15 protein-coding genes are annotated in these 12,182 nt (G+C 60.2%); 11 read left to right on the forward strand and 4 right to left on the reverse strand.

Annotated elements, in window-relative coordinates; all coding sequences use genetic code 11:
• Nucleotides 1–39: 39 nt before the first annotated feature.
• Nucleotides 40–591 (reverse strand): NUDIX hydrolase, encoded by a 552-nt coding sequence (locus GTQ41_RS05080; protein ID WP_047292729.1) that lies wholly within the window; start codon nucleotides 589–591, stop codon nucleotides 40–42.
• Between the two features lie 146 nt (nucleotides 592–737).
• Here GTQ41_RS05080 and GTQ41_RS05085 point away from each other — a divergent pair, with 146 nt between their 5' ends.
• The 5 genes from GTQ41_RS05085 to purT all read left to right on the forward strand — a co-directional run bounded on the left by GTQ41_RS05085 (nucleotide 738) and on the right by purT (nucleotide 4,006).
• Nucleotides 738–1,337: a CoA pyrophosphatase gene (locus GTQ41_RS05085; protein ID WP_007967803.1), complete on the forward strand. Its 600-nt coding sequence runs from the start codon at nucleotides 738–740 to the stop codon at nucleotides 1,335–1,337.
• 47 nt (nucleotides 1,338–1,384) lie between these two features.
• Entirely contained in the window at nucleotides 1,385–1,909 is a 525-nt protein-coding gene (locus GTQ41_RS05090) for a gamma carbonic anhydrase family protein (RefSeq protein WP_047292730.1), read from the forward strand.
• Nucleotides 1,906–2,121, forward strand: coding sequence for a DUF1289 domain-containing protein (locus GTQ41_RS05095; RefSeq protein ID WP_047292731.1), 216 nt, complete (start codon nucleotides 1,906–1,908; stop codon nucleotides 2,119–2,121). Before GTQ41_RS05090 ends, GTQ41_RS05095 begins: the two co-directional genes overlap by 4 nt.
• A gap of 136 nt (nucleotides 2,122–2,257) precedes the next feature.
• The gene (locus tag GTQ41_RS05100) at nucleotides 2,258–2,725 is read left to right on the forward strand and encodes a VUT family protein (protein ID WP_047292733.1); all 468 of its coding nucleotides are present in this window, start codon (nucleotides 2,258–2,260) and stop codon (nucleotides 2,723–2,725) included.
• A gap of 99 nt (nucleotides 2,726–2,824) precedes the next feature.
• Complete coding sequence (gene purT / locus GTQ41_RS05105) at nucleotides 2,825–4,006, forward strand: formate-dependent phosphoribosylglycinamide formyltransferase (RefSeq protein ID WP_047292735.1); 1,182 nt, start codon at nucleotides 2,825–2,827, stop codon at nucleotides 4,004–4,006.
• A gap of 118 nt (nucleotides 4,007–4,124) precedes the next feature.
• On the opposite strand, the gene GTQ41_RS05110 is transcribed toward purT, so the two are convergent.
• The 3 genes from GTQ41_RS05110 to ccsA all read right to left on the reverse strand — a co-directional run bounded on the left by GTQ41_RS05110 (nucleotide 4,125) and on the right by ccsA (nucleotide 7,811).
• Nucleotides 4,125–5,441 (reverse strand): MFS transporter, encoded by a 1,317-nt coding sequence (locus tag GTQ41_RS05110; protein WP_047292737.1) that lies wholly within the window; start codon nucleotides 5,439–5,441, stop codon nucleotides 4,125–4,127.
• Between the two features lie 303 nt (nucleotides 5,442–5,744).
• A complete protein-coding gene (locus GTQ41_RS05115; RefSeq protein ID WP_047292740.1) occupies nucleotides 5,745–6,986 on the reverse strand; it encodes an HlyC/CorC family transporter in 1,242 nt (413 codons plus the stop codon).
• Nucleotides 6,987–6,998: 12 nt separating this feature from the next.
• A complete protein-coding gene (ccsA, locus tag GTQ41_RS05120; protein WP_045122140.1) occupies nucleotides 6,999–7,811 on the reverse strand; it encodes an inner membrane protein YpjD in 813 nt (270 codons plus the stop codon).
• 195 nt (nucleotides 7,812–8,006) lie between these two features.
• Between ccsA and ffh the strand changes: the two genes are divergently transcribed.
• The 6 genes from ffh to GTQ41_RS05150 all read left to right on the forward strand — a co-directional run bounded on the left by ffh (nucleotide 8,007) and on the right by GTQ41_RS05150 (nucleotide 12,141).
• Nucleotides 8,007–9,383 carry a signal recognition particle protein gene (gene ffh, locus GTQ41_RS05125; RefSeq protein ID WP_217325426.1) on the forward strand — a complete coding sequence of 459 codons (1,377 nt, stop codon included), beginning with the start codon at nucleotides 8,007–8,009 and terminating at the stop codon, nucleotides 9,381–9,383.
• Nucleotides 9,384–9,632: 249 nt separating this feature from the next.
• Nucleotides 9,633–9,884, forward strand: a complete 252-nt coding sequence (gene rpsP / locus GTQ41_RS05130) for a 30S ribosomal protein S16 (protein WP_003185073.1) — start codon at nucleotides 9,633–9,635, stop codon at nucleotides 9,882–9,884.
• 5 nt (nucleotides 9,885–9,889) lie between these two features.
• Nucleotides 9,890–10,426 carry a ribosome maturation factor RimM gene (rimM, locus tag GTQ41_RS05135; protein ID WP_047292745.1) on the forward strand — a complete coding sequence of 179 codons (537 nt, stop codon included), beginning with the start codon at nucleotides 9,890–9,892 and terminating at the stop codon, nucleotides 10,424–10,426.
• Nucleotides 10,427–10,429: 3 nt separating this feature from the next.
• Nucleotides 10,430–11,182, forward strand: a complete 753-nt coding sequence (gene trmD / locus GTQ41_RS05140) for a tRNA (guanosine(37)-N1)-methyltransferase TrmD (RefSeq protein WP_003221981.1) — start codon at nucleotides 10,430–10,432, stop codon at nucleotides 11,180–11,182.
• A gap of 45 nt (nucleotides 11,183–11,227) precedes the next feature.
• A complete protein-coding gene (rplS, locus tag GTQ41_RS05145; protein ID WP_003175895.1) occupies nucleotides 11,228–11,578 on the forward strand; it encodes a 50S ribosomal protein L19 in 351 nt (116 codons plus the stop codon).
• A gap of 149 nt (nucleotides 11,579–11,727) precedes the next feature.
• Nucleotides 11,728–12,141: an acyl-CoA thioesterase gene (locus tag GTQ41_RS05150; RefSeq protein ID WP_108181783.1), complete on the forward strand. Its 414-nt coding sequence runs from the start codon at nucleotides 11,728–11,730 to the stop codon at nucleotides 12,139–12,141.
• Nucleotides 12,142–12,182: the final 41 nt, after the last annotated feature.

Genomic DNA, 12,182 nt, shown 5'->3' on the forward strand with positions numbered 1-12,182 from the left:
TTTTGATCTTTTGATCTTTTGATCTTTGGATTTTTTGAGTCAGCTAATGGCAGGCTGAGCCAGCGGCGGAATCGATTCGGAGCGAACCGGGTAGGTTTCGGCGCGGCGGTCAGCGAAGAAGCATTCTAAGGTACGCCCCACGGTGCGGAAAGCCAGCTCGTCCCAGGGAATGTCGGCTTCGTCGAATAGTTGCACTTCGAGGCTTTCGGGGCCGGCCGCGAAGTCCAGGTCGGCCAGTTCGGCGCGAAAGAACACATGCACCTGGCTGATGTGCGGCACATCGATCAGGGTATAGATGCTCAGATTGCGCACTCGGGCGCAGGCTTCCTCGGCGGTTTCGCGGATCGCGGCCTGTTCGATGGTCTCGCCGTTTTCCATGAAGCCGGCGGGCAGCGTCCAGTAACCCAGGCGTGGTTCGATGGCACGGCGGCAGAGCAGCACCTGGCGACCCCAGGTCGCGACGCAACCGGCGACGATATTGGGGTTTTGATAGTGAATGGTCTGACAGCTGTCACAGACAAATCGCAGTCGCGAGTCGCCTTCGGGAATGCGCTGGGTCACCGGGTTGCCGCACTGGCTGCAAAATTTCATGCTGGGGTTCCTGAATGCTGCGCCTATCTTGGCGTGCAGCGGTGCCGGTCGGCAAGTTGTCGTTTCGCGACATGGCCCGGCGAAGGGCTTGGGCGGCTGCAATGATTGGTGCATGATGCAGGGTAAGGCACAGATCGAGAACACTCATGCTGGACGAGCTACTGCATAGGGTAAGCAACCACACACCGCGCACGCTGGAGACCGATAAACGTTTCCCCGAGGCCGCTGTTCTGGTGCCGATCACCCGCAGTGACGAGCCCGAGCTGGTACTGACCCTGCGGGCCAGCGGCCTCTCGACCCATGGCGGCGAAGTGGCCTTTCCCGGCGGTCGCCGCGACCCGGAAGACCCTGACCTGATTTTTACCGCGCTGCGCGAAGCCGAAGAAGAAATCGGCCTGCCACCGGGGCTGGTCGAGGTAATCGGCCCGCTCAGCCCGCTGATCTCCCTGCACGGCATCAAGGTCACGCCGTATGTCGGGGTGATTCCCGACTTCGTCGAATACCAGGCCAACGATGCCGAGATCGCTGCCGTCTTCAACGTGCCGCTGGAGTTCTTCCGTAAAGACCCGCGGGAACACACGCATCGTATCGATTACCAGGGCCGCAGCTGGTACGTGCCGAGTTATCGCTACGGCGAATTCAAGATCTGGGGTTTGACCGCTATCATGATCGTCGAACTGATCAATCTGCTCTATGACGAACAGATCAGCCTGCATCACCCGCCCAAAAGCTATATCAACACCTGAAGCCATCGCTCGAATGGCCCGTCATCGTGAGCCCTGAGGAAAACAAGATGAAATACCGCCTGGGCGACGCCCGCGTCGACACCCATCCGCAGAGCTGGGTTGCACCCAATGCCGTGCTGGTGGGCAAGGTCAGACTCGAAGAGGGCGCCAACGTCTGGTTCAACGCCGTGCTGCGCGGCGACAACGAGCTGATCCTGATCGGCAAAAACAGCAACGTCCAGGATGGCACGGTGATGCACACCGACATGGGCTTTCCGCTGACCATCGGCACCGGTGTGACCATCGGCCACAACGCCATGCTGCATGGCTGCACCGTTGGCGACTACAGCTTGATCGGCATCAACGCGGTGATCCTCAACGGCGCGAAAATCGGCAAGAACTGCATCATCGGCGCCAATTCGCTGATCGGCGAAGGCAAGGAAATCCCCGATGGCTCGCTGGTGATGGGGTCGCCGGGCAAGGTCGTGCGCGAACTGACCGAGCCACAGAAGAAAATGCTTGAAGCCAGCGCCGCGCACTATGTGCACAATTCCCAGCGCTATGCGCGTGATCTGGTCGAGCAGGAAGAATGAGCACGCCCGAAAGACCGGTTGCCTCGCCGTGCGTGAATATCTGTGCGCTGGATGAGGACGATATCTGCACCGGTTGCCAGCGCACGGTCGCGGAGATCACCCGCTGGGGCCGCATGACCAACGACGAGCGGCGGGTGGTGCTCGAGTTGTGTCATGAGCGGGCGAAGGCGAGTGGGTTGGTGTGGATGATCCCGGCGCCCCCCAACAAGTAGCGAAGATCAAAAGATCGCAGCCTGCGGCAGCTCCTACATGGGAATGCGATCTTCCTGTAGGAGCTGCCGCAGGCTGCGATCTTTTGCTTCTGCTTTGCCTGAAGTAACCTGTGCGCCAATTTCCCAGGTCACCGCCATGATTTTCCTCATCGCCTACATCAGCAGCGTCGTGCTGATCAACTTCGCCTTCTCCACCGCGCCACACCTGGACATCATCTGGTCGGCCTGGGGCGGGTTGGTGTTCGTGTTGCGCGACATGGTGCAAACCCGTTTCGGCCACGGTGCGCTCGTGGCGATGCTGGCGGCGCTGGTACTGTCTTACGTCACTTCTGATCCATCCATCGCCTTGGCCAGCGCCACGGCGTTCGCGGTGTCGGAAATCATCGACTGGCTGGTGTTCAGCATCACCAAACGGCCGCTGCGGGATCGCCTGTGGATCAGTTCGGCGCTGAGCATTCCCCTCGATACCTTCATCTTTTTCGGCATGATCGACCTGATGACGCCACCGGTGATCATCACGGCATTGGCCTCGAAGTTCGCGGGTGTTACTGCCGTCTGGCTGATCATGGCCTGGCGCGAGCGCAAACAGGCTGTCGCCAGCTGAGCCAAACCCTGCGGTTCATGTAAAATGCCGCGCTTTCTCCCCATGGAAAGCGCGTCTGGCGTTGCTTTCCTCGATGATCCGCTTCTTTGAGGACCTGAGATGACCCGTATCGGAACTCCATTGTCGCCGACCGCGACCCGCGTATTGCTGTGTGGCTGTGGTGAGTTGGGCAAGGAAGTGGTGATCGAGCTGCAGCGCCTGGGCGTTGAAGTGATTGCCGTCGACCGTTACGCCAACGCGCCGGCCATGCAGGTGGCGCACCGCAGCCACGTGATCAACATGCTCGACGGCGCCGCGCTGCGTGCAGTGATCGAAGCCGAGAAGCCACACTTCATCGTGCCGGAAATCGAAGCCATCGCCACCGCCACCCTGGTCGAACTGGAAGCCGAAGGCTTCACCGTGATCCCGACCGCCCGCGCTGCACAACTGACCATGAACCGCGAAGGCATCCGTCGCCTGGCCGCTGAAGAGCTGGATCTGCCGACCTCGCCGTACCACTTTGCCGACACCTTCGAGGATTACAGCAAAGCCGTTCTGGACCTGGGCTTCCCATGCGTGGTCAAGCCGGTCATGAGTTCGTCGGGCAAAGGCCAGAGCTTGCTGCGCAGCGCCGATGATGTGCAGAAAGCCTGGGATTACGCGCAAGAGGGCGGTCGCGCCGGCAAAGGTCGGGTGATCATCGAAGGCTTCATTGATTTCGACTACGAAATCACCCTGCTGACCGTGCGCCACATCGGCGGCACCACGTTCTGCGCACCGGTCGGTCACCGTCAGGAAAAGGGCGACTATCAGGAATCCTGGCAGCCGCAGGCCATGAGCCCGATTGCTCTGGCTGAGTCCGAGCGGGTGGCCAAAGCCGTGACCGAGGCGCTGGGTGGTCGCGGGTTGTTCGGCGTCGAGTTGTTCATCAAGGGTGATCAGGTGTGGTTCAGCGAAGTCTCGCCGCGCCCGCATGACACCGGTCTGGTGACCCTGATTTCTCAGGACCTGTCGCAGTTCGCCCTGCACGCGCGCGCCATTCTCGGTCTGCCGGTGCCGCTGATCCGTCAGTTCGGCCCATCCGCTTCGGCGGTGATTCTGGTCGAAGGGCAGTCGACCCAGACCGCGTTCGCCAACCTTGGCGCAGCGCTGAGCGAGCCGGATACCGCACTGCGGCTGTTCGGCAAGCCTGAAGTCAACGGTCAGCGCCGGATGGGCGTGGCGTTGGCGCGGGATGAGTCGATTGAGGCGGCTCGTGCCAAGGCGACCCGTGCGGCTCAGGCTGTTGTTGTAGAGCTGTAAACCGAGGCGCGGCATTCGCGAGCAAGCTCGCTCCCACAGGTTCGGCGGTGTTCACAAATTTTGTGTACTGCGCGGACACTGTGGGAGCGAGCCTGCTCGCGAAGCTTTTGATCTTCCGTCAGGCAACCTGATTCAGATCGTTATTGCGCGTTTCCTTCAGGCACAGCACAGCAATCAAGCTGAGCACCGCTGCCGCCGACACATACCCGCCGACATAACTCAAACCGCCCATCGCCACCAGTTTCTGCGCAAAGAACGGTGCCGCCGAGGCGCCGACGATGCCGCCCAGATTGTAGGCCGCCGATGCGCCGGTGTAGCGCACGTGGGTCGGAAACAGTTCCGGCAGCAGCGCGCCCATCGGGGCAAACGTCACGCCCATCAGGAACAGCTCAATGCACAGGAACAGTGCCACGCCCCAGGTCGAGCCCTGTGTCAGCAACGGCTCCATCAGGAACCCGGACAGGATCGCCAGCACACCGCCGACGATCAGCACCGGTTTGCGTCCGTAACGGTCGCTGGCCCAGGCGGACAACGGTGTAGCCGCGGCCATGAACAGTACGGCAAAACACAGCAGCCCAAGGAACGTCTCACGGCTGTAGCCGAGGGTGGACACGCCGTAGCTCAGGGAAAACACCGTCGAGATGTAAAACAGCGCGTAGCACACCACCATCGCCGCCGCGCCGAGCAGGGTGGGCGCCCAATATTGGCTGAACAGCTCGACCAGTGGCACTTTCACTCGCTCCTGACGGGCAATCGCGTTGGCGAACACCGGCGTTTCGTGAAGCTTGAGGCGTACATACAGACCGACCATCACCAGCACTGCGCTGAGCAAGAACGGAATCCGCCAGCCCCAGCTGCGGAACTGCTCGTCATTGAGGGTCATGGCCAGGGTCAGGAACAACCCATTGGCCGCGAGAAAACCGATCGAAGGCCCCAGTTGCGGGAACATGCCGAACCACGCCCGCTTGCCCTTCGGCGCATTCTCGGTGGCCAGCAACGCCGCGCCACCCCATTCTCCGCCTAGCCCCAACCCCTGACCGAAACGCAGCACGCACAGCAGAATCGGGGCCCAGGCGCCAATGCTGTCGTAACCCGGCAGCACCCCGATCAGGGTGGTGCACACGCCCATCAGCAAGAGTGAAGCGACCAGCGTCGATTTGCGCCCGATGCGGTCACCGAAGTGGCCGAACAATGCTGAACCCAGGGGGCGGGCGAGGAAGGCGATGCCGAAAGTGAGAAACGCCGAGAGCATTTGCGCGGTGCCGGACGTCTGTGGAAAGAACACCGGTCCGATCACCAGTGCAGCGGCGGTGGCGTAGACATAGAAGTCGTAAAACTCGATGGCGGTGCCGATGAAGCTCGCCGTCGCCACGCGGGTGGCGGAGTTGGTCGGCTGGGCAGGCGCGGTGGCGCTGTAAGCGGTACTGGTCGTCATGCGGTGATCCCTGACAGTCATGGCTCCGTTGGAGCGAATTATTATGGTTGAACACCCAGGGATGTGGGATGAGACGCGAGCGCTGTTTCGAGTAGGAACAGTCGTCGGGGTAGTGCGGAAAATGGCCGAAACCGCTTTAGTGCGGGGTAAGCACAGGGCTCGGCAGCGCTTGGGTAAGCGGCTCGATTATAGGAAGGAGGCTAACGATCAAACAAGAGCAAAAGATCGCAGCCTTCGGCAGCTCCTACAGAGGAACGCATTCCAAAATGTAGGAGCTGCCGAAGGCTGCGATCTTTTGATCTTTTATCTGGCCGGTACCAGAGCAGACACCGAGCTCGTATGCCAGATCAGCACCTTGCTCACCCGGTTGTCCTCGGTTTCGAGAATCTCCAGCCGATAACGCCCGATCTTCAGGCACACCGCGCTGTCCGGAATGGTTTCCAGCGCCTCGGTCACCAGGCCGTTGAGGGTTTTCGGCCCGTCGCTCGGCAAATGCCAGCCCAGGCATTTGTTCAACTCGCGAATCGACGCGGTGCCGTCGATCACCATGCGCCCGTCGGGCTGCGGATGGATGTGCGGGTTGTCGAGACTGTGCTCGCTTTCGAATTCGCCGACGATTTCTTCGAGAATGTCTTCCAGGGTAACGATGCCCAGCACTTCGCCGTACTCGTCCACCACCATGCCCAGCCGGCGTTGTTGTTTGTGGAAATTGAGCAGTTGCAGTTGCAGCGGCGTGCTTTCCGGAACGAAGTACGGTTCGTAGCTGGCGGCCAGTAGCGCTTCGCGGGTCAGCTCGCCATCGTTGAGCAGATGGCGGATTTGCCGGGTGTTGAGCACTGCTTCGACCTGGTTGATGTCGCTGTGGAACACCGGCAGGCGCGTGCGTTTGTTGTGGCGCAGTTGTTCGATGATCTCCTCGATCGAGTCGTCGAGGTTGATGCCGTCGACATCGCTGCGCGGCACCAGAATGTCATTGACCGTGATGTTGTCCAGCGCGTGGATCCCGGAAACCGGGTGGGCGCGAGACGGGTGTTCCGGGTCGTCGTTCGGGTCGGCAGGTTCTTCGTCTTCGCTTTGCTGCACCACTTGGGTTTTGCGCGCGAAGGGACGCAGCAGCAAACCGCTGATGCGGCTCAGCAGCCAGGCCAGCGGATAAAGAATCTTCAGCGGAACGGCCAGCAGGGTATTGCCGAAGGACAGCACGGCCTCCGGATAGCGCTGGGCCACCGTGCGCGGGAAGTAATCGGCAAACACCAGCAACACGGCAGCGGCGCCGAGGCAGGCGGCCCACGGGCCGTTTTCTTCGCAAAGGAAGATTGCCAGCAGCGTGGCAATGACCACCGCAAGGGCGCGGCACAGGGTGTTGCACAGGATCAGACTGTCGAGCGGGAAGCTCAGCTTCGCCAGCGGTTTATCGCTGGCGCGCGAGGCGGTGCGTTGCGCGAGCAGGTGCTGCTGCGCGATTTCGACGGCGGTAAAGAGTCCCGACCATAAAATCAGCAGGACAAATACCGCGAGCATCGGCCCTATGGGCAAACCGTCCATTTATGCCGCCCGTCAGATGTGCAGGATGTATTCACGAACCAGTTTGCTGCCGAAATACGCCAACATCAGCAGGCAGAAACCGGCGAGGGTCCAGCGAATCGCCTTGTGGCCGCGCCAGCCGAGGCGATTGCGCCCCCACAGCAGCACGCTGAACACCACCCAGGCCAGGCACGCCAGCAGGGTCTTGTGCACCAGATGCTGGGCGAACAGGTTCTCGACGAACAGCCAGCCGGAGATCAGCGACAGCGACAGCAGCGTCCAGCCGGCCCAGAGAAAGCCGAACAACAGGCTTTCCATGGTTTGCAGCGGCGGGAAGTTCTTGATCAGGCCCGACGGGTGCTTGTGCTTGAGTTGGTGATCCTGCACCAGCAGCAGCAAGGCCTGGAATACTGCGATGGTGAACATGCCGTAGGCGAGGATCGACAGCAGGATGTGGGCGAGGATGCCCGGCTCTTCGTCGATGATCTGCACCGTACCGGCCGGCGCGAACTGCGCCAGCAGCACCGTCGCCGCGCCGAGCGGGAACAGTAGCACCAGGAGGTTTTCCACCGGGATCCGCGAGCAGGCCAGCAGCGTCAGGGCGATGACGGCCGCGGCGATCAGGCTGGCGGCGCTGAAGAAGTCCAGGCCCAGGCCAATCGGCGTCAGCAGGTGAGTGAGCAGGCTGGCGCTGTGGGCGAGCACGGCGAGGATGCCGAGCGTAACCAGCAGGCGCTTGTTCGCCTTGGCGCCGGAGGCCAGGCGGGTGCCCTGATAAAGGGTCGCAGCGGCATAAAGAAGCGCGGCGGCGATGGTAGTCAGCAAACTGGGTGACAAGGGGAGCATAAATCCTGATAGGCAGGCCCGAAAGGCGCTGAGTTTGGCATAGAACCGCCACACCACGAAAGTGCGAGGTGTCCGCCCGACGCAGTCTTCGCTATAATCCGCGACCTGCCCACGCCGCAGGCTCGCCGAGCACATGTTGAATCCGGTCTGGGCCGCCATTATCCCGGTCTACACAGGGCCTGAAAGGATCGCGCAATGTTTGAAAACTTAACCGACCGTCTCTCGCAGACGCTGCGCCATGTCACCGGCAAGGCGAAGCTGACTGAAGACAATATCAAAGACACCCTGCGCGAAGTGCGCATGGCGTTGCTCGAAGCCGACGTCGCCCTGCCGGTGGTCAAGGACTTCGTCAATTCGGTCAAGGAGCGCGCTGTCGGCACCGAGGTGTCGCGCAGCCTGACGCCGGGCCAGGCCTTCGTGAAGATCGTCCAGGCCGAACTCGAAAGCCTGATGGGTGCGGCCAACGAAGACTTGAACCTGAGCGCCGTGCCGCCCGCTGTCATTCTGATGGCCGGTCTGCAGGGTGCCGGTAAAACCACCACCGCCGGCAAACTCGCGCGCTTCCTTAAAGAGCGCAAGAAGAAGTCGGTGATGGTCGTGTCGGCGGACATCTACCGCCCGGCGGCCATCAAGCAACTGGAAACCCTGGCCAACGACATCGGCGTGACGTTCTTCCCGTCCGACCTGGGCCAGAAGCCGGTCGACATCGCCAACGCGGCTATTAAAGAAGCAAAACTCAAATTCATCGACGTGGTCATCGTCGACACCGCCGGTCGTCTGCACATCGACGAAGAGATGATGGGCGAGATCAAGGCGCTGCACGCCGCGATCAAGCCGGTTGAAACCCTGTTCGTGGTCGATGCCATGACCGGTCAGGACGCCGCCAACACGGCCAAGGCCTTCGGTGATGCGTTGCCGCTGACCGGTGTGATCCTGACCAAGGTCGACGGCGATGCCCGTGGCGGTGCGGCATTGTCGGTACGCGCGATCACCGGCAAGCCGATCAAGTTCATCGGTATGGGCGAGAAGAGCGAAGCGCTCGATCCGTTCCACCCTGAGCGTATCGCTTCGCGGATTCTCGGCATGGGCGACGTGCTCAGCCTGATCGAACAGGCTGAAGCGACCCTCGACAAGGACAAGGCCGACAAGCTGGCCAAGAAGCTGAAGAAGGGCAAGGGCTTCGACCTCGAAGACTTCCGCGATCAGCTGCAACAAATGAAGAACATGGGCGGCCTCGGCGGGCTCATGGACAAGCTGCCGAGCATTGGCGGCGTCAACCTGTCGCAAATGGGCAATGCCCAGAACGCGGCAGAGAAACAGTTCAAGCAGATGGAAGCCATCATCAACTCCATGACCCCGGCCGAGCGTCGCGACCCTGAGCTGATCAGCGGCTCGCGCAAACGCCGGATCGCCATGGGTTCCGGCACCCAGGTGCAGGACATCGGTCGCTTGATCAAGCAGCACAAGCAGATGCAGAAGATGATGAAGAAATTCACCGCCAAAGGCGGTATGGCGAAAATGATGCGCGGCATGGGCGGTATGTTGCCCGGCGGCGGTATGCCAAAGATGTAAAGACTTCGCCGGTCGTCGCACCGGCGCAGACCCTGCAAGGACGCAGGATCAACAGCAAACCCGCACTCGGCGGGAGCTGACCGGCCGTTTTCATCGACGGCTCTATATGCAAATCCGCACGGCATGCCATAGGCGCCGGAAAAAGTCATTTGCAAAAGTCCGGATATTCCTTAGAATATGCGGCCTTTCGGGCACCCATGCCCGCTGTGCATTTAGATTTGCAGCACCGACTACAGGAACGATGTTCACATGCTAACAATCCGTCTTGCCCTTGGCGGCTCCAAAAAGCGCCCGTTTTACCACCTGACCGTAACCGACTCGCGTAACCCGCGTGACGGCTCCCACAAAGAACAGGTTGGCTTCTTCAACCCTGTTGCCCGTGGTCAGGAAATCCGTCTGTCCGTGAACCAAGAGCGCGTAGCCTACTGGCTGAGCGTTGGTGCACAGCCTTCTGAGCGTGTCGCTCAGTTGCTGAAGGAATCTGCCAAGGCTGCAGCCTGAGCAGTATGAGCGCGACGCCAGAAAAAGCTGATGACCTGATCGTTGTCGGCAAGATTTTTTCGGTTCACGGCGTTCGCGGCGAGGTGAAGGTCTTTTCCTTTACCGATCCGATTGAAAACCTGTTGGACTACCGCAACTGGACGCTTCGGCGTGAAGGCGTGGTGAAACAGGTCGAGCTGGTCAGCGGCCGATCCACTCAAAAGGATCTGGTTGCCAAGCTCAAAGGCCTCGACGATCGCGATGAAGCCCGTCTTCTGAGCGGTTATGAGATTTGCATCTCGCGAAGCCTTTTGCCCAACCTGACAGGCGACGAGTACTACTGGTACCAGTTGCAGGGTCTGAGCGTCATCAACCAGGACGAGCAATTGTTCGGCAAGGTTGATCACCTGTTGGAGACCGGCGCGAACGATGTATTGGTGGTCAAGCCCTGCGCGGGCAGCCTGGATGATCGTGAGCGGTTGTTGCCCTACACGGAGCAATGCGTGCTGACAATCGATCTGGATGCAGGCGTGATGAGGGTGGAATGGGACGCGGACTTCTAAGCAATGGCCAGCCTGCGCGTAGACGTCATAACGCTGTTCCCCGAGATGTTCTCGGCCATCAGTGAGTACGGCATTACCAGTCGTGCGGTCAAACAGGGGCTGTTGCAGCTGACCTGTTGGAATCCGCGGGATTACACGACGGATCGGCATCACACTGTGGACGATCGCCCGTTTGGCGGTGGTCCGGGCATGGTGATGAAGATCAAGCCCCTGGAAGATGCTCTGGTTCAGGCCAAGGCAGCAGCCGGGGAGGCGGCGAAGGTGATTTACCTGTCCCCCCAAGGCCGTCAACTGACTCAGTCGGCGGTACGCGAACTGGCAAAATCGGATGCATTGATCCTGATTGCCGGTCGCTATGAAGGCATTGACGAGCGCTTTATTGAGGCTCATGTCGATGAAGAGTGGTCGATTGGTGACTATGTATTGTCTGGCGGCGAGCTGCCGGCCATGGTCATGATCGATGCGGTTACACGACTGCTGCCCGGAGCTTTAGGGCATGCGGATTCCGCTGAGGAAGATTCCTTTACGGATGGTCTGCTGGATTGCCCGCACTACACCCGACCTGAGGTGTATGCGGATCAGCGTGTTCCCGACGTGTTGCTAAGTGGCAATCACGCGCATATCCGGCGTTGGCGTTTACAGCAGTCCCTTGGTAGGACCTATGAACGACGCGCCGATCTTCTGGAAAGCCGCTCGCTTTCTGGAGAAGAGAAGAAGCTGCTCGAGGAATACATCCGCGAGCGGGACGATAGTTAACAACGTATCGATGGTAGATCAGTTGATTTACCTTAGGAGCACAGCATGACCAACAAAATCATCCTTGCACTCGAAGCAGAGCAGATGACCAAAGAAATCCCTACCTTTGCCCCAGGCGACACCATTGTCGTTCAGGTGAAAGTGAAGGAAGGCGATCGTTCCCGTCTGCAAGCGTTCGAAGGCGTTGTCATCGCCAAGCGTAACCGCGGCGTGAACAGTGCGTTCACCGTTCGTAAAATCTCCAACGGTGTTGGCGTAGAACGTACTTTCCAGACCTACTCCCCGCAGATCGACAGCATGGCTGTCAAACGTCGCGGTGACGTACGTAAAGCCAAGCTGTACTACCTGCGCGACCTGTCGGGTAAAGCAGCTCGCATCAAGGAAAAACTGGCTTAAGTCCAGCTTCCGATGCAGAAAAAAGCAGCCTACGGGCTGCTTTTTTGTTGCCCGCAATTCAACCCGCCTCCCCTGTAGGAGCTGCCGAAGGGTGCGATCTTTTGATCTTGCTTTCAATTCGGAAGCCCGCGATTTACGAGCAATAACCCATGACCACCCGCGACCAGGAAATCCAGCGCCGCACCGAACTCTCGGTAACCCGCGTGACCAAAGCCGTCTTCCCGCCGACCACCAACCATCACAACACCCTGTTCGGCGGCACCGCGCTGGCGTGGATGGACGAAGTGTCGTTCATCACCGCCACACGCTTCTGCCGTCTGCCATTGGTGACTGTGTCCACCGACCGGATTGACTTCAATCATGCGATCCCGGCTGGTTCGATCGTCGAGCTGGTAGGGCGGGTGATCAAAGTCGGCAACACCAGCCTCAAGGTTGAAGTGGAAGTGTTTGTCGAGAGTATGAGCTGCGATGGTCGCGAGAAAGCGATCCACGGGCAGTTCAGCTTTGTGGCAATTGATGATGACAAGCGGCCGGTGCCGGTGCTACCCGGATTTCCTGCCTGATCCGGAACCGAGTCGCGCCATTCGCGAGCAGGCTCGCTCCC

Origin of the sequence: Pseudomonas sp. AN-B15, from assembly GCF_019056475.1 — a bacterium.
Classification (GTDB): Bacteria; Pseudomonadota; Gammaproteobacteria; order Pseudomonadales; family Pseudomonadaceae; genus Aquipseudomonas; species Aquipseudomonas parakoreensis.